This window comes from Rhodobacter sp. Har01 (assembly GCF_020564565.1).
GTDB lineage: Bacteria > Pseudomonadota > Alphaproteobacteria > Rhodobacterales > Rhodobacteraceae > Pseudogemmobacter.
In genome coordinates this window covers 17288-34956 of record NZ_JAJCTD010000009.1, presented here as the reverse complement: position 1 = coordinate 34956, position 17669 = coordinate 17288, and the positions used below count along the sequence as shown (strand labels likewise).

Here is a 17669-nt window from a genome sequence, read left to right as displayed (position 1 = left end):
ATCACCCCGCGCCGCGTTCGGCGCGGGGTTTTTCGTTGCGGTCCTGATGTGGGCAGTGTGCGGCCCCGATCAGCGCTGGCGCTCGTGCTCGAACCGCTGGCGGGCGATTTCCTCATGCTTTTCGGCCCGCAGGTGGCTGTGAAAGGCCGCCTCCACATAGGCCAGATGGGCCTGAACCGCGGCCCGCGCCGCCACCGGATCGCGCGCCTGAAGGGCCGCGTTGATGGCCCGGTGCTGGTCCAGCAACTGGGCGCGCGTGGTGCGGTTCTTGAACATGATCTGGCGGTTGTAGAACACGCCCTGCTTCAACAGGTCGAACATCGCCCGCATCATGTGCAGCAGAATCACGTTGTGCCCGGCCTCGACGATGGCCAAGTGGAACTGCGCGTCCAGGTCGGCCTCTTCGGCCGGATCGCGCTTGTCCTGCGCCGCCTCCATCCGGGCGAAGACCGCCGCCACCACCTGCAGGTCGGTGTCAGAACCCGCCCGAGCGGCGCGTTCGGCCGCCAGCCCCTCAAGATCGCGGCGCAAGGCGATATAGTCGAACACCGCCTCTTCATGGCTGCCGAAAAGCTGGATCAGCGCCGGCGAGAAGGCCGATCCCAGCACCTCGGCCACGAAGACGCCGGCGCCGGGGCGGGCGACCAGCAGGCCGCGCCCGGACAGATCGGCGATTGCCTCGCGCAGCGAGGGGCGCGAAACGCCCAGCCGCTCGGCCAGGCCGCGCTCGGCCGGCAGGCGTTCGCCGGGGCGCAGGATGCCGCGCAGGATCAACTGCTCGACCTGCCGCACAACGGCCTGCGCCAGCTTTTCGGATTCGACCTTGCGGAACGGCATCTCGGTTGCACCCTTCGCGGGGATTGGTCCGGATTTATGACCGGTTCCGGGATGGCCGCAATGAAAAAGGGCCGGGTTTCCCCGGCCCCGCCTTTCAGGATGTCCGCCGCTTCACCGCGTCGGGCGAATGATGATCTCGACCCGGCGGTTCTGCGCCCGGCCTTCCGGCGACAGGTTCGAGGCAACGGGCTGGTCCTCGCCGCGGCCATAGGCCGTCAGACGGCCCGAGGGCACGCCGCTGTCGCGCAGGATGGCGCCGACCGAGGAGGCGCGGCGCTGCGACAGGTCCATGTTGTAGGCCGCCGTGCCGGTGTTGTCGGTGTGGCCGATGACCTCGATCCGGCTGTTGGGGTATTTCAGCAGGCTGGACGCCACGGTCTTGATGTCGCGCGTCAGGTCGGGCCGGACGGCCGCACTGTCGGTGGCGAACAGCAGGTCCTGCGGCATGTTCACGACCAGATAGTCGCCGTTGTTCGTCACCGTGATGCCCGGCGACAGCTGGCCGCGCAGTTCCTGTGCCTGCTGGTCCAGCGAATTGCCGATGGCGCCGCCGATCACGCCGCCCACCACCGCGCCGATGGCGGCCTTGGCCAGCTTGTCGTCCTCGGACGAGGCGCCAAGGGCGGCCCCGGTCAGCGCGCCCAGCGCGACGCCCTGCTTCTGGCGGGCGTTGGGATCGTCGGGATAGGCATAGGGGTCCACGCAGGCGGACAGGGTCAGGGCGCCAGCGAAGGCCAGCATATAGGGGGTTTTGCTCATGTGCGTGCTCGTTGCCAATGGTTTTTCTGGCCCGCCGGTCGGGCAAGGCTTGACCAACCTATATCATGGCCCCCCGTCAAGGGGCCAGAGGCTGGCCCCGATGCGCGGCCTTCCGCGCAGGCGCGACGGGGTCACATCCCCGTGCGCGCGGCCTCCCAGGCCAGCATCGCCCGCTTGCGCGGCAGGCCCCAGTGATAGCCGCCCAGTCCCCCGTCGCGGCGCAGCGCGCGGTGGCAGGGGATCAGGAAGCTGATCGGGTTGCGCCCCACCGCACTGCCCACCGCCCGCTGCGCCGTGGGGTGGCCCACGCGCAGGGCGATCTCGGAATAGGTGGTGACGTGGCCGGTCGGGATGGCCAGAAGCGCCTCCCAGACCTTGATCTGGAACGGCGCCCCGATCAGGTATAGCGGCGTCTCGGCCGTGGCCGAGGGCGCAAAGGCCGACAGCACCCAGGGTCGCAGGGCGCCCGGGTCTTCGACGTAGGTCGCCTTCGGCCAGCGCGACACCAGATCTTGAAAGGCCGCCTCGGCCCCCACTTCGTCGGCAAAGCCGATGCCGCAGATGCCGCGCTCGGTGCCCATCACCAGCGCCGGGCCGAAGGGGCTGTCGAACCAGCCCCAGAGGATGGTCAGCCCCTCGCCGCCGCGGGCATAGTCGCCGGGCGACATCGCCTCCCAGGTCAGGAACAGGTCGTGCAGCCGGCCGCTGCCGGACAGGCCCACCTCCTGCGCAGTGGCCAGCGTGGTGAGCCGTTCGGCCAGCAGTCGGCGGGCGTGGTCCAGCGTCAGGTATTGCTGATACCGCTTGGGGCTGACCCCCACCCACTGGCTGAACACCCGCTGGAAATGCGCCGGCGACATCGCCATCTGTGCCGCCAGCCCTTCAAGCGTCAATTGCGGCCCGGCCTCGTCGATGATGCGCAGCGCGCGGCCGATCACGGCATAGTGGTAGGCGGGGGACTGGTCGGTCATGGCAATGGCTCCTTGCCGGCCCAGAATAGGCGCCTTGCCGCAGCCCCGCGACCCGTTTCCTGCGGCTTTCCACCTTGCCCGCGCCCGCGCGGCCGTGGCACAGGGGGGCATGGCACGCCAGCTTGACTATCCCACCCTGAAGGCCGTCTTCGCCCGCTTCCGTGCGGCCGAGCCCGAGCCGAAGGGAGAGCTTGAGCACCTGAACGCCTATACCCTTCTGGTCGCCGTTGCGCTGTCGGCGCAGGCGACGGACAAGGGCGTGAACAAGGCCACCCGGGCGCTGTTCACCGTTGCCGACACGCCGGAAAAGATGCTCGCCCTCGGTGAGGACGCCCTGGTCGAGCACATCAAGACCATCGGCCTGTTCCGCAACAAGGCGAGGAATGTCATCAAGCTGAGCCAGCGCCTGATCGACGTCTACGGCGGCGAGGTGCCCTCGTCCCGCGCCGCGCTGATGACCTTGCCCGGGGTCGGCCGCAAGACCGCCAACGTGGTGCTGAATATGTGGTTCGGCATGCCGGCGCAGGCGGTCGACACCCATATCTTCCGCGTCGGCAACCGCAGCGGCATCGCGCCCGGCCGGGACGAGACGGCGGTCGAGCGCGCCATTGAGGACAACGTCCCCGCCGAGTTCCAGAAACACGCGCACCACTGGCTCATCCTGCACGGGCGGTATATCTGCCTGGCGCGAAAGCCCCGATGCGGCGACTGCCCCATCGCGGAGTGGTGCCTTTACCAGGAGAAGACATGAAGACCTATCAGGTTGTGGGCATCGGGAATGCCATCGTCGATGTGTTCTCGACCGCGGATGACAGCTTTCTCGCCCTGATGGGAATCGAGAAGGGCATCATGCAGCTGGTCGAACGCGACCGCGGCGAGATGCTGTATGCCGCGATGAAGGATCGCCGGCAGGCACCGGGCGGCTCGGTCGCGAACACCCTTGCGGGCCTTGGCGCGCTGGGGCTGTCCACCGCCTTCATCGGCCGGGTGCATGACGATGCGCTGGGCCGGTTCTACGCCCAGAACATGGCCGCCGAGGGCACCGATTTCGTCAACCCGCCGGTGGCGGCGGGCGAGTTGCCGACCTCGCGCTCAATGATCTTCGTCTCGCCCGATGGCGAGCGGTCGATGAACACCTACCTCGGGATTTCCTCGGAACTCGGCCCCGAGGACGTCTCCGACAGCGTCGCGGGCAAGGCCGAGATCCTGTTCCTGGAAGGCTATCTCTACGACAAGCCCAAGGGCAAGGAAGCCTTTGAGCGGGCCGCCCGGCTGACCCGGGCCGGCGGCGGCAAGGCCGGCATCGCGCTGTCTGACCCGTTCTGCGTCGACCGCCACCGCGACGATTTCCTGCGCCTGGTGAGGGAGCTGGATTTCGTCATCGGCAACGAACATGAGTGGGAATCGCTGTACAAGAAGGACCTGTCCACCGCGCTGGAACGCGCCGCGCAGGTTGCGGGCCTGGTGGTCTGCACCCGCTCGGGGCATGACGTGGTGCTGGTGCGTGGTGACGAGCAGGTGGTGGTGCCGGTGCGCCGGGTGACCCCGATCGACGCCACCGGCGCGGGTGACCAGTTCGCGGCCGGTTTCATCTATGGCCTTGCCACCGGCGCCAGCCTTGAGGCCGCCGGCCGCATGGGCTGTGTCGCCGCGGCCGAGGTGATCGGCCATTTCGGCGCCCGGCCCGAGGCTGACGTGAAGGCGATGTTCCGCGAGGAAGGCCTGATCTGAAGGCGCTGCCCGGCTGGACCCGGCGGACCGGGGGTGCTCCGCCCCCCGGACCCCCAGGGGGTATTTGGCGAAAAGCAAGCGGCGGTTGCGTCAGACGTCCGGGGCCGCGCACCGCCATTCCGTGGTCTGGCGGTAGGCGGCTTCGGGACTGATCTCGATGCCGGGAAAGCCGGGGTGATTCGGCGCGTCGGGCCAGCCCTGCGCTTCCAGCGCCAGGCCCTCATGGGCCCCGCCGCCGTCGCGGATCGCGCTTCGGCCGTCATAGACCTGCAGTCCCGGCTCGGTGGTGGCCAGGGTCATCGTCACCCCCGAGGTGCCGGTCAGCCAGGCCACCTCGGTCAGGGCGCGGCGGGCAGGGGCCAGGCAAAAGCAGTGGTCCAGGGCCGGGGCGCCGGGCGTCAGTTCGCGGGCGGTGCGGAAATCCATCATGCCCGCCGCCGGGGCGATCTCGCCCGTGGGCAGGCCGTCGGGGCCGGTCGGCAGCCAGGCGTCAGCCGCGATGCGCAGGCGGTGGCCGGTCCAGTCGATGCTGCCGTCCAGGTTCCAGTAGCTGTGGTTGGCCAGGTTCATCAGCGTTGGCGCGTCGGTGGTGCCGGTCAGCTCCAGCCGCAGGGTGGCCGGAGCTTCGACCGTCCAAAGTGCCGTCACCCGACGGTTGCCGGGAAAGCCGCCGTCGCCATCGGGCAGGTCCAGCGTCAACTTGGCCTGGGTCGCCGAGGCATCCGCCAGCGTCCAGACCCGGGCCTGCGTGCCGAGCGGCCCCGAGTGCAGCAGGTTCGGCCCTTCGTTTGCGGCAAAGCGGTGCAGCCGCCCGGCAATCGGCGCTTGGGCAGCGGACAGGCGGTTCGCCACCGGGCCGACCAGCACGCCGAAGTAGCCGCCCGCCGTGGCCTCGTACTCGGCCACCGAGGACAGGCCCAGCGTCAGTTCCCACGGCAGGCCGGAAAGCCGCAGGTCCTGCACCGCGCTGCCCAGCGTCAAGAGCCGCACCGACAGCGTGCCGGCGGCCAGGTCGATGGCGTGGACCGGGCGTCCGTCGGAGGTCTGGCCGAAGATCGTGACGCGCATGCCGTGCCCCCTTGCCGGACTTGGTGGCCCGGCAGGGGCCCGCGGTCAAGAGCCGGATAGACAGTCCGCCATGGCGCGGGCAAGGTTCGTCAGCAGGGCCGGATAGGCGGCGGGGCCAGTTTCGCCCGCCGAGCCCGAGGGGTCCAGCACCGCGCCGACGCGGATGCCGGTGCCTTCGGCCATCTGCGCCACCAGCGCCGGGTCGTGCTGGGCCTCGGGGAAGATGCAGACCACGCCACCCGCCTGGATCTTCGCGCGCAACTCGGTCAGCCGCTGCGCCCCGGGCATGGCCGCGTCGCCCAGGGCCACGGTTCCGGCTGACGTCAGGCCATAGTGCCCGGAGAAATAGCCATAGGCATCGTGGAAGGCGACGTAGGGCTTGTCCTTCACCGGTGCCAGCAGCGCCGCGGCTTCGGCATCGGCGGCGTCGATGGCGGCCACGGCCTTTTCGGCATTGGCGGCGTAGGCGGCGGCATTCTCCGGGTCCAGCCGCGACAGTTCGGCCGCAATGGCCCGCGCCCAGACCTTGCCATTGGCCGGGTCCAGCCAGGCATGCGGATCAAGGCCGGTGTGGGAATGGTCGTGCCCTTCGTCGTGCCCCGCTTCGGCCTCGGCGCCGTCGTGATCATGGTCCTCGGCCTCGTGGTCATGCTCGCCGCTGGCTCCGAAGTCCTGCCGGTAGGTGGCTTCGACATCGATCAGCGTCAGCAAGGTCGCCGTTTCCAGGCGGATATCCAGCGCCTTGTCCAGCCAGGGCGTCAGTTGCGGCCCGACCCAGACCAGCAGGTCAGCCTCCGAGATCGCCAGGGCCTGGCTGGGCTTCAACTCGTAGCTGTGCGGCGAGGCGCCCTTGCCCAGAAGCATCTGCGGCTCGCCCACGCCTTCCATCACGGCGGCGGCCAGCGACTGAACCGGCGGAATGTCGGTCACCACGCTGGGCACCTCGGCCAGGGCGGCGGTGCTGGTCAGCAGGAACGATATGATATAACGCATTGTGCAAGGCCTTTCGAACGCGAGGTCCAGAGTCTATGTATGTAATATCATAACACGTCAAGAGGCCGTAGATGGCTCATGATCCTGCCCGATGCCCCGGCTGTGCCGATCCTGCGGCCGCCTTCGGCCCGCACGACCACGCCCATTGCGCGACCGACGTGCTGGCCCGGGCCGAGATGCTGGCAGGCGCCGCGGGTGCCCGGCTGACCCCGGTGCGGCGGCGGGTGCTGGAAATCCTGCTCGAAAGCCACCGCGCGCTGGGCGCCTATGACGTGCTGAACCGGCTGGCGGCCGAGGGTTATGGCAACCAGCCCCCGGTCGCTTATCGCGCGCTGGAATTCCTTGAGGAACATGGCTTCGTCCACCGCATCCGCCGGCTGAACGCCTTTGCCGCCTGCATGCACCCCGGCGAGGCGCATGCCCCGGTGTTCCTGATCTGCCGCGCCTGCCAGTCGGTCGCCGAGGCCCCCGGCGCCCCGGTCCGCGCCGCGCTGGACGCGGCCGCCGGCGCCATGGGCTTTGCCATCGAACGCCTGACGGTCGAGGCGCTGGGCCTCTGCCCGGCCTGCGCGGAGGGGGCGGCATGAGCCTGATCACCGCCACCCACATCTGCGTCCGCCTGGGCGGCGAAGAGGTGCTGCACGACGTGTCCTTGCGGCTGGACCCGGGCGAGATCGTCACCGTTGTTGGGCCCAACGGCTCGGGCAAGTCCACACTGATCCGGGCGCTTCTGGGCATCGTGCCGGTGGCCGAGGGGCAGATCGCGCGGACCCCTGGCCTGCGGCTGGGCTATGTGCCGCAAAAGCTGGCCATCGACCGCACGATGCCGATGTCGGTGCGGCGGTTCCTGTCGCTGCCCACCCGCGTCAGCGCAGCCGAGGCGGCGGCGGTGCTGGCGAGGGTGGGCATGGCGGGCGAAGAGGCGACCCAGCTGACCGCGCTTTCGGGCGGGCAGTTGCAGCGGGTGCTGCTGGCGCGGGCGCTGTTGAACCGGCCGCAGGTGCTGTTGCTGGACGAACCCACGCAAAGCCTGGACCAGCCCGGCGAGGCCGGCTTCTACCGGCTGATCGAGGAGGTCCGGGCCGACACCGGCTGCGCGGTGCTGATGGTCAGCCATGATTTGCATGTGGTGATGGCGGCCTCTGACCGGGTGATCTGCCTGAACGGCCACGTCTGCTGCGAGGGCACGCCGCGGGTGGTCTCATCTGCCCCGGAATACCGCGCGCTGTTCGGGCTGGGCACCCAAGGCGCGCTGGCGCTGTATCGTCACGAGCATGACCACGATCATTCGGCGGGGCCAGAGCATGGCCACGACCACCATCATCATCACGCGCACGATCATGCTTGACGATTTCCTGATCCGTGCCGCCCTTGCCGGAGTGGGGCTGGCCCTGGCCACCGGCCCGCTCGGCGCCTTCGTCGTCTGGCGCAGGATGGCCTATTTCGGCGATGCCACGGCACATGCCGCGGTGCTGGGCGTGGCGCTGGCGCTGGCGACCGACCTGCCCATCGCTGCCGGCACCCTGGTCGTGGCCACCGCGATGGCGGTCACCGTGGCGGGCCTGGCCGCACGCGGCTGGGCAATGGACACCACGCTTGGCGTGCTGGCGCATTCCGCGCTGGCCTTCGGGCTGGTCGGGGTCAGCTATTTTCCCGCTGTCCGCACCGATCTCTCGGCCTATCTCTTCGGCGATATCCTGGCGGTGTCGAAAACCGACCTCGCGCTGATCTGGGCCGGTGCGGCGGCGGTGGTCGGGTTGCTGCTCTGGCGCTGGCAGGCGTTGCTGACCAGCACGCTGAGCGAAGACCTTGCCCACGCCAGCGGCGTCAACCCCAACCGCGAACGGCTGGTGCTGGTGCTGGCCATGGCGCTGACCGTGGCGGTCGCGCTCAAGGTCGTCGGCGCGCTGTTGATCGCGGCGATGCTCATCATCCCCGCCGCCGCCGCCCGCGGGCTGGCGCGCAGCCCGGAAGGCATGGCTCTGGGCGCCGCGCTGATCGGCGCCATCGCCACGCTGGCCGGGCTGCAACTGTCGCTGTGGCAGGACACCCCCGCCGGCCCCTCGATCATCGTCGCCGCCTCGGCCGTCTTCGCGCTTTCGGCGGCCCTGGGTCGAATGCGCCTCGCCTGAGCGGCGCACGAAAACTGCCCCGGCCTTGCCCGAAGCCTGCCGCAATCGCGGGCTAATCCCGAACCTGGACGTCCGTGCCACACTGGCGCGGTCTTGGGGGTTACGCGCATGCGCGCATTGTCTTTCGTCGTCTCGCTGGTGTTCAGCCTGCTGGGTCTGGGCGCCTATCTTGCCGTCGATTACACGATCATCTCCCGTGCCGCCCGAGAGCGTGGCGAAGAGCCGATCTCGTTCTACACCTATGCCTCGGGCCTGGTGCAGATCGCCGGCCTGCTCAGTGGCGGCGACGGCAAGGCAAACGCCGTCGATACCGTGGAAGCGCTGGCCAGCATGCTGCCGAAGCCGCCCGAAGGCTGGATCATGCGGCCCGCCGAGGCGAACGACGCCGAACCCTTCCTGCCGCCCGGCGCCAAGGGCGAAAAGGCCAAGCTGCTCCGTGCCGTGGTCGAACCGCGCCCCGGCAAGGGCGTCACCACGGCCAAGTTCACCTACGAGAAGGGCGCCCGCAAGGTCGTCATCGAACTGGTCCGCTACCCGGATTTCGTGTTCACCAGCTTCATGGCCATGGCCCAGAAGTTCGAGTTGCAGATGATGGGCATGGAGCTTTACGGCAGCGACTTCGCAACGGTCCGCGGCCTTGACATCGGCGAGTCGAGACTGCCCGACAACTATGGCGCGCGCCTGCTGACCGCCCAGGTCGGAAACCAGATCCACCTGCGCATCCTGGCCGCGAAGTCGATGAAGGACGAAGACCTGCTGCCCTTCCTGACCACGCTGAACGTGCCGGCGATGAACGCGAGCGTGGTGGAAAAGACCTCCGGCCTGGGCGAGGTTCCGGTGATCGTGCTGGCCGCGGTGCTGGATGCGGAATCGCGCAAGGCCTTCGAAGCCGAGCGCGAGGTCGAACGGCAACGGCGGGCGGAAGAGCAAGCCATCCGCGAGGCAGAACGCGAAGCCGAGCGGAAGAGGGAGGCAGACGCCGAAAAGGGCATCACCACCGACGAGGATACTGGCATCAAGGTGCGCAAGGGCACCGGAGAAGGCAAGGACAGCACCTTCGAGACCGGTGGTAAGCTGCTGGACGAGGGCTGCCGCAAGGAAGACAGCCGCAAGGCCTGCGGCATTGTCGAAGAGGCGGAACAGCCTGCCGAAGAATAGCACTGGCCCGGCGCCGCCAATCCGGTCAGGAGACCTGCGAATGACCATCCGGGCCGTCGCCCGGGCTCCGCTGATCGGCGGTGTCGCCCTGCTGGTCTTCATTCTGCTGTAGATCGTGCGGCTGGTTCCGTCGGGGGACTCCGGCCTGACCGGAGACGGCCACCTTGTCATCGCGATCGACGACATCCCGGTCCGGGCGCTGCGGCGCATGGCCGGAACCTGCACCGGCGTCTGTCAGGCGTCGGCGAACGGCATCCTGCGGTTTTCTCCGGCCGATGTGCCCGGACTTCTGCCCGCCGCGCCCCAGGGCTGGAAGCGGCGCGACTGGACCATGGCCGAGGCAGAGGTGCAGACCGGCGCGACCTTCCGCGAAATGCTGGTGGCCGTCAGCACCACCAACGACATTCGGGACGATTTTGCCGAAACTGCCGCCATATGCGTCGGTTCGGGGCCGCGGCGATCCATGACACTGGGCAGGGTCTGATCGCGCTGCGCATCAACGGCGACATGGCGGCGCTGCGTTTCGTCGAGAGCGGAGAGACGCCGGTCCAGCGTCCGCCAAAGGTCTCAGGCGTGGTTCGGACCGGACAGGACGAGCCTGTCGGCCATGACCGCTTCCTGGTCGAGATCGGCGGTGTGATCGCCGTCGAGGTCATTTTCACCGCGCCCGAGACCGAGACGTTGCAGCTGCTTGCCCTGCTGGGCATGGCGGCGCTGCAGGTCGTCCTGCCACAGCCAGTGGCTGGCCATCGGCTGGGCGCGGGCCTCGTCATGTCCTGGGCGACGCGCTGTCGCATTCTGGCCCCGATGGGTCGGCTGGTGCTTACGCGCGCGGCTGGTTTGCGCCAGATTGCGGCCAAACCCAACGGGAGTCGCGCCATGAAGACGCATGTCAAAGCCCTTGTCGTCGGTGGCGGCGCCGTCGGCACCGGCATCGCCTATCACCTGGCCAAGGCCGGCTGGGACACCATGCTGGTGGAACGCGACGAACTGACCAGCGGCTCGACCTGGCACGCCGCGGGCCTGCTGCCGCTGTTCAACATGAGCTATGCGACGACCCACATCCACAAGTATTCGGTCGATTTCTACAAGGGCCTGGAGGCCGAGACGGGCCTTGATGCCGGCTTCTACGTGGTGGGAAACCTGCGCATGGCGCAGCGGCAGGAGCGGATGGATGAATACATGCTGTATTCGTCGGTCGCGGAAACCGCCGGGGTCTACCACGAATTCCTTAGCCCCTCGCAGATCAAGGACCGCTGGCCGCTGGTGCGGACCGACGATCTGGTCGGCGCGCTGTATCACCCGCAGGACGGCTACATCAATCCGGCCGACGTGACCCAGGCCATGGCCAAGGGCGCCCGCCAGCACGGCGCCACGCTGGAACGCAAGGTGCAGGTCGACGCCTATCGCTGGACCGGGTCGGAATGGATCGTCTCCTGCACCCGCATGGCGGAAACCGGCGGGCGCCTTGTACCCTCGGACGACAAGTTCGAAATCCACGCCGAACATGTCGTCACCGCCACCGGCAACCACGCCCAACGCACCGCGCGGCTGTTGGGGATCAAGATCCCGGCGATCCCGGTCGAGCACCAGTATATCGTCACCGAACCCGACCTCGCGCTGGTGGAATGGCGCAAGACCAACCCGCAGCACCCGGTGCTGCGCGATGCCGATGCGAAATGGTATGTCCGCGAAGAACGCGGCGGCTGGATTCTGGGCCCCTACGAATACGGCGCCCCCGCCCGGTTCCTCTATGACGTCCCCGAGGCGTTCCGCGCCGACCTGTTCCCGCTGGATCTGGAACGGATCGAGGCGGAATACCTCTCGATGATCCACCGGCTGCCGTCCTCGGAAACCGTCGGCCTCAAGGACGATTTCAACGGCCCGATCTGCTACACCCCCGACGGCAACCCGCTGGTCGGCCCCGCGCCGGGCCTGCGCAACATGTGGCTGGCCGAGGGCTTCAGCTTCGGCATCACCGCCGCCGGTGGCACCGGGCATTACCTGGCGCAACTGATGACCGAAGGCGAGGCCGAGATCGACATGGCCTCGCTGGACCCCAAGCGCTACGGCTCCTGGATGACCACGGAATACGCGGCCCGCAAGAACGAGGAATGCTACAACCACGTCTTCATCCTGCACCACCCGGATGAGGAACGCGAAGCCTGCCGCCCGCTGCGCACGGCCCCCGCCTATGACCGGCAACTGGCTCTGGGCGCCCAGATGGGCCAGGTGAACGGTTGGGAGCGGCCGAACTACTACGGCCCGGTCGGCGCCCCCGCCGGCTACGACCACGATTCCCGCAGCTTCCGCCGCGGCGCCTGGTGGCCCTATGCGGTGGCCGAGGCCAAGGCCGTGCGCGAAACCTGCGGCATCATCGACGCCTCGGCCTTCACCAAGCATCTGGTGCGCGGCCCCGGCGCCACCGCGTTCCTCGACCATTTCACCTGCAACAAGCTGCCCTCGGTCGGCCGCATCAACCTGACCTATGCGCTGACCGAGGCCGGCACCACCCGCACCGAATACACCATCGTCCGGCTGGCGCAGGACGAATACTACCTGATCTCGGCCGGCGCCTGGACGGCCTATGACTATGATTTCATGCAGAAGGCCGCGGACGACTGGATGGCCGGCGGCGGCGGGCACATCGACATCCACGACGTCACCACCCAATGGGGCGTCTTCGCGCTTGCCGGCCCCACCGCCCGCGACATCCTGAAAGAGATCGTCAAGGACCGCGAACCCGAGACGGTGCTTTCAAACAAGCGCTTCCCCTGGCTGTCGATGCGCAACATCGAACTCGGGATGTGCCCGGTGCGCGCGATCCGCGTGGCCTATACCGGCGAGCTGGGCTGGGAACTCCACTATCCCATCGAATTCGGCCGCTACCTCTGGGACCTCCTGCTGAAGGCGGGCGAAAGGCACGGCCTGAAACCGGTCGGCGCGCGGGCGCAGAACTGGCTGCGGCAGGAGAAATCCTATCGCGCCTTCGGCAACGAACTGGGCCGCGACGCAACGCCGCTCGAGGCCGCGCTGGATCGTTTCGTCGATCTGACCAAGGACTTCCGCGGCAAAGAGGCCATGCTGAAGACCGGCATCCGGTCGAAATGCGTGACCCTGCTGATCGACGGCCCCACCGATACCGATCCCTGGGGCAAGGAGGCGCTGCTCCTGAACGGCGAAAAGATCGGCCGCCTGACCTCGGGCGGCTGGTCGGTCGCCTTCGACAAGCAGATCGGCATGGGCTATGTCCGCCCCGACCTGGCCGAGGTGGGCACGAAGCTGAAGGTCAAGATCCAGCTCAAGGAATGGGACGCGGTGGTGGTCGAGGACAGCCCCCACGACCCGGCCAACGCGCGCATCCGGCTGGACGGGTAACGATTTCCGAAGTCGGAAATCGTGGACGGAATTCGACTTCGAATTCCGCCTCCCCGGCTCATGGCGCCCGCGCCGCCAGCCAGCCGGCCCAGCCCTCGGCCGAGCCGGCGAAGACGTTCACGTCGACCTTGCCGCCCACCCCCGGCACCAGCCCGGTCGAGGTATATTGCCAGAACGTCCAGGGGTGGCCGTCGTACAGGTCCTTCGGGTGCTTCGCCACCGCCCGAAGCCAGAACTCGGCGCCCTGCACCTTCCACATCTGGTTGTCCTCGAAAAAGTCGATCGAGGTGTAAAGGATCGGCCGCTGCCCGTAATGCTGCGTCACCGCCCGGATGAAGATCTCCGCGTCGCGGCGAATCTCTTCCGGCGTCCGGCGGATCGTGCAGGTGGGCGAGAACGGCGTCCACTCCATGTCCAGCACCGGCGGCAGCATGCCCGGCGTGCGTGGCACATGGCGGAAGAACCAGCGCGCCTGCTCGATCGCGGGGCGGCAATGGTAGAAGAAGTGATAGGCCCCCCGCGCCACCCCGGCACGGCCCGCACCGCGCCAGTGGTCCTTGAACATCTCGTCCACCCGGTCGCCGCCCTCGGTCGCCTTGATGAAGACGAAGTTCACCCCGTTCGCCCGCGCCAGCTCCCAGTCGATCGAGCGCTGGAACTTCGAGACGTCCAGCCCGTGCACCGGATAGGCCTGCGGCGGCCGCCCGTTCCAGCCGTCCACCGGATCGGCATCGGCAAAGTTGGGCGCGGTGACTTGCCCGGCCGGAATCGCGGCGGCAGGGCGGGCATCGGGGGCATGGGCGGCGGGGCCGCGGGGGCCGCCACAGGCGGCAAGCACAAGGCAAAGCGACAGGATCAGGGGGCGCATCATGGCCGGCATGCTGGCCGAAGCCGCGGCGCTTGTCACGCCCCGGTTGCGGCCGGCCGGGTCAGTTGCGGCCGAAATCCTCCGACGAAATCCGCCCGTCGCCGTTGCGGTCCCGCCGGGCGAAGAAGGTGGGCGTGAAGTCGACGAATTCCGCCCGCGTCACCTGCCCGTCGCCATCGGTGTCGGTCATCGCCCGCTGGAATCCCTCGGGTCCGGCCATGGCCATGCCCAGGCCCCGCCCGTTGCCCTTGCCCCGACCCTTGCCCATCCCCTGGCCCATCCCCTGGCCCATCCCCTGACCCATGCCCGTGCCGGCCATGGTGTCCTGCATCTGGGTGCGCATCGCCACGCGGGTTTCATCCAGCGCGGCGAATTCGGCGGCCGAAAGACTGCCGTCCTCGTCCGCATCGAAGGTGGTGAAGATCTCGCCGCGGCGTTCGGTGGCCTCGGCCAGAGTGACCGCGCCGTCGCCGTCGCGGTCCCAGTTGTCCAGGAAGGGCGCCCCGCGCACAAAGGTCTGCGCCTGCGGGGCGGTCGCCACCAGCGAAAGCACAAAAGCGATGGAAAGCGCGCGCGTGATCATCTCGATCTCCCATATTCCGTTTCCGAAATATGATACGCGCGGCGCCCCCGTTTCCGTCGCGCCCCTCAGGCCGGCGCCGAAAATTCGTCCCAGGCCGCCAGCGCATGGGCGGCATACATCACCGACGGGCCGCCGCCCATCTGCACGCACATCGCCAGCACGTCGCCCAGTTCTTCCCGGGTCGCACCGGCCTTCATCAGGGCCTCGACATGGAAGTTCACGCAAGGCTCGCAGCGCTGGCTGATGGCGATGGCCAGGGCGACGTATTCCTTCTCCTTCACCGAGATCGCCGGGCTGTCCTTGGCCGCCTTGGACAGCACCGAAAAGCCCGCCATCGTGTCGGGGATCAGCTTGTTCATCACCCGCAACTCGGCGCGCATGTCGTTGATCTTGGCCTTGTAGCTCATGGTCGTGCTCCATTCCTGATGCACCCCACATCACATTCAAATTTGTGAATGTCAAGGGCGCCCCGAGGCGGAAATTGCCGCAGGTGCAGCCTCAGCCGAAGCGGGCAGGCGACAGCGCGGCCACCAGGTCGGCCCGCAGGGCAGGGGGGCGGCCGCCGATCAGGTCGGCCACCAGCGCCGAAGCCCCGGCGCAGGACTGGAAGCCCTGGCCGCCCTGTCCGCCCAGCCAGAAGAACGCCGGATCGCGCGCGTCAGGCCCGATCACCAGCACCCGGTCGGGGGCAAAGGTGCGCAGGCCGGCCCAGTTGGCCAGGATGCGGGTGACCGGTTCGGTGACGAAGGCCTCATAGCGCGCCAGGCCCTCGGCCAGCACCATGTCGTCGGCCCAGGCGTCGTGCGGGTGCATCGGGTCTTCGTCGGCGGGCGAGACGATCAGCGCGCCCGCATCGGGCTTGGCATACCAATCCTCGCCGGGGCCGAAGATCATCGGCCAGCGGCTGACGTCATGGCCCGCCGGCGCCGGAATCCGCGCCATCGACCGGCGCAAGGGGGTAAAGCCCAAGGCCTGCACGCCCGCCATGACGGCCACCTCGTCGACCCAGGCCCCGGCGGCATTGATCAGCATTCGCGCCTCGGCCTCGCCGCCCGTCCATTGCACGTGCCAGCCGGTCGCGGTTCGGGTAATCGCCGTCACCTTTGCGCGGGTCAGGATGGTGCCGCCCTGGGCGCGGGCCTCGCGGGCAAAGCCCTGCAGCAGCAGGTCGGTGTCGATGTCGTCGGCATGGTCGGCAAAGCCTGCCAGCTTCACCACGTCAAGGTTCAGGATCGGCACGATCGCCTGTGCCTCGGCCGGCGAGATCGGCTCGAAGGCCATCGTCTGCAGGTCTTTCTCATACTCCGCCCGCTGGTCCTCGCGCGCCACCAGCAGCAGGCCCCGGTGCGTCAGCAGCCCCGGAACCGAACGGAAATAGTCGCCCGAGGCCATCGACAGTTCGACCACCGCCGGCGTGCCATAACGCGGCTCATACAGCGCGGCCGACCGGCTTGAGGCATGGTGCGCCAGGCTGTCCTCGGCCTCCAGCACCAGCACCCGGCCCATGGGGGCCAGACGCGCCGCTGCCGAAAGGCCGGCGATGCCGCCGCCGATGATCAGGAAATCACAGTCCATGCACCCCTCCGCCTGCCGGGGCGACAGAACCATTCCCCGGCAGGGATTTCAACCCGGCCGACGTGGAACACATCGACGACCTCCTGCAACTTCATCTTGGCGAAAATACCCCGCGGGGGTCCGGGGGCGCGAAGCCCCCGGCCTGCCATGCCGCTGGAGACCCCTTCTCCGGGTCAGCCCTTGTGGGTTTCCTTCAGCTTGTCGATGCCAAGCACCTTCAGCGCCAGGCTTTCGTAGAACGGCTCGGACGTGCCCTTGCGCAGTTTGCGCAGGAAGTATTTCTCGAAGCCGATCTTCGCCATGTGCACCCATTTGCCGCTGGACGACCAGTTGACGTTGCGCGGCGGGATCTGCGGCTGCGCCACGAAGGCCACGCCCCCGTCGCCGAAATCGGCCAGGCAGACGGCATTCCAGGTGCCGACCTGATCGGGCTCCTTGCCGCGCAGGATGTTGCCGATGTTGTTCGCGGTGGCCGAGACCATGCTCTCGATCATGAAGCCGGTCTTCGGCACGCCGCAGGGCACCGGGGTCGGACCCATCGGCGGGATCGCCACGCAGACGCCGACGGCAAAGATGTTCTTGTGCTTGGGGTTCTGCTGGTGCTGGTCGACGATGGTGAACCCGCGCGGGTTCGACACGCCGTCCAGCCCGCGCATCGCCGCAATGCCACGGAACGCCGGCAGCATCATCGAGAAAGCGAAGGGCAGTTCCCTCTCGGCCCTGACCGAGCCGTCGTCGGCGATCTCCTCGATGGTCATCTTGCCGTCTTCGACCTTCTTCACCCGGGCCGAGGTGATCCACTTGATGTGATGCTCGCGCATCTCGGATTCCAGCAGACCCTTGGTGTCGCCCACCCCGTCCAGCCCCAGATGCCCGATGTAGGGTTCGGCGGTGACAAAGGTCATCGGCACCTTGTCGCGGATCTTGGCACGCCGCAGCGCGGTTTCCAGGATGAACAGGAACTCGTAGGCCGGCCCGTAGCAGCTGGCGCCCTGCGCCGCGCCGATGATGACCGGGCCAGGGTTCTTGAGCAGTTGCTGGAACACCGCATAGGCCTGTTCGGCATGGTCGATGTGGCAGATCGACTGGGTGAACCCGCCATGCGGGCCAAAGCCGGGGATCTCGTCAAATGCCAGCTCCGGGCCGGTGGCGTTGATCAGGTAGTCGTATCGGACGTCGCTGCCGTCGACCAGACGGATGCGGTTCTCTTCGGGGAACACCTTTTCGGCCGCCACCGGCTTGAAGCCGATCCCCTTCTTGGCCATCGTCGGGCCCAGGTTCACGGTGATCTCTTCGCGCTTGCGCCAGCCCACGGCGATCCAGGGGTTCGAGGGCACGAAGTGATAGACCGGGTCCTTGGTGACCACGGTGATCGTATCCTCTGCCCGAAGCTGGTCCTTCATCTCATAGGCCATGATGGCCCCGCCCAAGCCCGCCCCAAGCACCACGATGTGCGCCATTCCCGATCCTCCCTCTGATCCGCCGACTCCGACGGCCAGAGGAATATACATTCGCATACTTGAATTTCAAAACGCTAATTTCCGGCCCGCCAACCTGCTCAGCCCAAAAGAGAAAGGCCCGCCAAGGCGGGCCTTTCGACAGCAGGACCGGCGGGC

18 protein-coding genes are annotated in these 17669 nt (G+C 68.2%); 8 read left to right on the top strand and 10 right to left on the bottom strand.

Annotation, left to right across the window (positions count from 1 at the left end):
• Window positions 1-69: 69 nt before the first annotated feature.
• The 3 genes from LHP98_RS17305 to LHP98_RS17295 all read right to left on the bottom strand — a co-directional run bounded on the left by LHP98_RS17305 (window position 70) and on the right by LHP98_RS17295 (window position 2567).
• The gene (locus LHP98_RS17305) at window positions 70-837 is read right to left on the bottom strand and encodes an FCD domain-containing protein (RefSeq protein WP_227253814.1); all 768 of its coding nucleotides are present in this window, start codon (window positions 835-837) and stop codon (window positions 70-72) included.
• A gap of 111 nt (window positions 838-948) precedes the next feature.
• Window positions 949-1596, bottom strand: coding sequence for an OmpA family protein (locus LHP98_RS17300; protein WP_227253813.1), 648 nt, complete (start codon window positions 1594-1596; stop codon window positions 949-951).
• Between the two features lie 131 nt (window positions 1597-1727).
• Entirely contained in the window at window positions 1728-2567 is an 840-nt protein-coding gene (locus LHP98_RS17295; protein WP_227253812.1) for a methylated-DNA--[protein]-cysteine S-methyltransferase, read from the bottom strand.
• Window positions 2568-2676: 109 nt separating this feature from the next.
• On the opposite strand from LHP98_RS17295, the gene nth reads away from it, so the two are divergent.
• Complete coding sequence (nth, locus tag LHP98_RS17290; RefSeq protein ID WP_227253811.1) at window positions 2677-3318, top strand: endonuclease III; 642 nt, start codon at window positions 2677-2679, stop codon at window positions 3316-3318.
• Window positions 3315-4298, top strand: a complete 984-nt coding sequence (locus LHP98_RS17285) for an adenosine kinase (protein WP_227253810.1) — start codon at window positions 3315-3317, stop codon at window positions 4296-4298. Before nth ends, LHP98_RS17285 begins: the two co-directional genes overlap by 4 nt.
• A 90-nt stretch (window positions 4299-4388) precedes the next feature.
• Here the strand turns inward: LHP98_RS17285 and LHP98_RS17280 are convergent, their stop codons facing one another.
• Window positions 4389-5366 carry an aldose epimerase family protein gene (locus LHP98_RS17280; protein ID WP_227253809.1) on the bottom strand — a complete coding sequence of 326 codons (978 nt, stop codon included), beginning with the start codon at window positions 5364-5366 and terminating at the stop codon, window positions 4389-4391.
• A 45-nt stretch (window positions 5367-5411) separates the two neighbouring features.
• Window positions 5412-6359, bottom strand: a complete 948-nt coding sequence (locus LHP98_RS17275; protein WP_227253808.1) for a zinc ABC transporter substrate-binding protein — start codon at window positions 6357-6359, stop codon at window positions 5412-5414.
• Between the two features lie 71 nt (window positions 6360-6430).
• Between LHP98_RS17275 and LHP98_RS17270 the strand changes: the two genes are divergently transcribed.
• The 6 genes from LHP98_RS17270 (at window position 6431) to LHP98_RS17245 (ending at window position 13027) form a co-directional block, all read left to right on the top strand.
• Complete coding sequence (locus LHP98_RS17270) at window positions 6431-6946, top strand: Fur family transcriptional regulator (protein ID WP_227253807.1); 516 nt, start codon at window positions 6431-6433, stop codon at window positions 6944-6946.
• On the top strand, window positions 6943-7707 hold the full coding sequence (locus LHP98_RS17265) for a metal ABC transporter ATP-binding protein (RefSeq protein ID WP_227253806.1): 765 nt from the start codon (window positions 6943-6945) through the stop codon (window positions 7705-7707). The genes LHP98_RS17270 and LHP98_RS17265 overlap by 4 nt, the downstream gene beginning before the upstream one ends.
• Window positions 7700-8491: an iron chelate uptake ABC transporter family permease subunit gene (locus tag LHP98_RS17260; RefSeq protein ID WP_227253863.1), complete on the top strand. Its 792-nt coding sequence runs from the start codon at window positions 7700-7702 to the stop codon at window positions 8489-8491. Before LHP98_RS17265 ends, LHP98_RS17260 begins: the two co-directional genes overlap by 8 nt.
• Before the next feature lie 108 nt (window positions 8492-8599).
• Window positions 8600-9649, top strand: coding sequence for a hypothetical protein (locus LHP98_RS17255; protein WP_227253805.1), 1050 nt, complete (start codon window positions 8600-8602; stop codon window positions 9647-9649).
• A 115-nt stretch (window positions 9650-9764) separates the two neighbouring features.
• A complete protein-coding gene (locus LHP98_RS17250; RefSeq protein WP_227253804.1) occupies window positions 9765-10133 on the top strand; it encodes a hypothetical protein in 369 nt (122 codons plus the stop codon).
• A gap of 395 nt (window positions 10134-10528) precedes the next feature.
• Entirely contained in the window at window positions 10529-13027 is a 2499-nt protein-coding gene (locus tag LHP98_RS17245; protein ID WP_227253862.1) for a GcvT family protein, read from the top strand.
• A 58-nt stretch (window positions 13028-13085) separates the two neighbouring features.
• Here the strand turns inward: LHP98_RS17245 and LHP98_RS17240 are convergent, their stop codons facing one another.
• The 5 genes from LHP98_RS17240 to LHP98_RS17220 form a co-directional block, all read right to left on the bottom strand.
• Complete coding sequence (locus LHP98_RS17240; protein ID WP_227253861.1) at window positions 13086-13895, bottom strand: GH25 family lysozyme; 810 nt, start codon at window positions 13893-13895, stop codon at window positions 13086-13088.
• Between the two features lie 61 nt (window positions 13896-13956).
• Window positions 13957-14478 (bottom strand): EF-hand domain-containing protein, encoded by a 522-nt coding sequence (locus LHP98_RS19535; protein WP_264473842.1) that lies wholly within the window; start codon window positions 14476-14478, stop codon window positions 13957-13959.
• A 65-nt stretch (window positions 14479-14543) separates the two neighbouring features.
• Window positions 14544-14885: a carboxymuconolactone decarboxylase family protein gene (locus LHP98_RS17230; protein ID WP_227253802.1), complete on the bottom strand. Its 342-nt coding sequence runs from the start codon at window positions 14883-14885 to the stop codon at window positions 14544-14546.
• A gap of 91 nt (window positions 14886-14976) precedes the next feature.
• Window positions 14977-16053, bottom strand: coding sequence for an NAD(P)/FAD-dependent oxidoreductase (locus tag LHP98_RS17225; protein ID WP_227253801.1), 1077 nt, complete (start codon window positions 16051-16053; stop codon window positions 14977-14979).
• A gap of 173 nt (window positions 16054-16226) precedes the next feature.
• On the bottom strand, window positions 16227-17513 hold the full coding sequence (locus tag LHP98_RS17220; RefSeq protein ID WP_227253800.1) for an NAD(P)/FAD-dependent oxidoreductase: 1287 nt from the start codon (window positions 17511-17513) through the stop codon (window positions 16227-16229).
• Between the last annotated feature and the right edge of the window lie 156 nt (window positions 17514-17669).

Bases quoted from the DNA above. Each gene is read 5' to 3' on its own strand.
- LHP98_RS19535 (WP_264473842.1), bottom strand. From the start codon at position 14,478: ATGATCACGCGCGCGCTTTCCATCGCTTTTGTGCTTTCGCTGGTGGCG.
- LHP98_RS17260 (WP_227253863.1), top strand. From the start codon at position 7,700: ATGCTTGACGATTTCCTGATCCGTGCCGCCCTTGCCGGAGTGGGGCTG.
- LHP98_RS17275 (WP_227253808.1), bottom strand. From the start codon at position 6,359: ATGCGTTATATCATATCGTTCCTGCTGACCAGCACCGCCGCCCTGGCC.
- LHP98_RS17230 (WP_227253802.1), bottom strand. From the start codon at position 14,885: ATGAGCTACAAGGCCAAGATCAACGACATGCGCGCCGAGTTGCGGGTG.
- LHP98_RS17305 (WP_227253814.1), bottom strand. From the start codon at position 837: ATGCCGTTCCGCAAGGTCGAATCCGAAAAGCTGGCGCAGGCCGTTGTG.
- LHP98_RS17220 (WP_227253800.1), bottom strand. From the start codon at position 17,513: ATGGCGCACATCGTGGTGCTTGGGGCGGGCTTGGGCGGGGCCATCATG.
- LHP98_RS17245 (WP_227253862.1), top strand. From the start codon at position 10,529: ATGAAGACGCATGTCAAAGCCCTTGTCGTCGGTGGCGGCGCCGTCGGC.
- LHP98_RS17280 (WP_227253809.1), bottom strand. From the start codon at position 5,366: ATGCGCGTCACGATCTTCGGCCAGACCTCCGACGGACGCCCGGTCCAC.
- LHP98_RS17300 (WP_227253813.1), bottom strand. From the start codon at position 1,596: ATGAGCAAAACCCCCTATATGCTGGCCTTCGCTGGCGCCCTGACCCTG.
- LHP98_RS17285 (WP_227253810.1), top strand. From the start codon at position 3,315: ATGAAGACCTATCAGGTTGTGGGCATCGGGAATGCCATCGTCGATGTG.
- LHP98_RS17225 (WP_227253801.1), bottom strand. From the start codon at position 16,053: ATGGACTGTGATTTCCTGATCATCGGCGGCGGCATCGCCGGCCTTTCG.
- LHP98_RS17265 (WP_227253806.1), top strand. From the start codon at position 6,943: ATGAGCCTGATCACCGCCACCCACATCTGCGTCCGCCTGGGCGGCGAA.
- LHP98_RS17255 (WP_227253805.1), top strand. From the start codon at position 8,600: ATGCGCGCATTGTCTTTCGTCGTCTCGCTGGTGTTCAGCCTGCTGGGT.
- LHP98_RS17240 (WP_227253861.1), bottom strand. From the start codon at position 13,895: ATGCGCCCCCTGATCCTGTCGCTTTGCCTTGTGCTTGCCGCCTGTGGC.
- nth (WP_227253811.1), top strand. From the start codon at position 2,677: ATGGCACGCCAGCTTGACTATCCCACCCTGAAGGCCGTCTTCGCCCGC.
- LHP98_RS17295 (WP_227253812.1), bottom strand. From the start codon at position 2,567: ATGACCGACCAGTCCCCCGCCTACCACTATGCCGTGATCGGCCGCGCG.
- LHP98_RS17270 (WP_227253807.1), top strand. From the start codon at position 6,431: ATGGCTCATGATCCTGCCCGATGCCCCGGCTGTGCCGATCCTGCGGCC.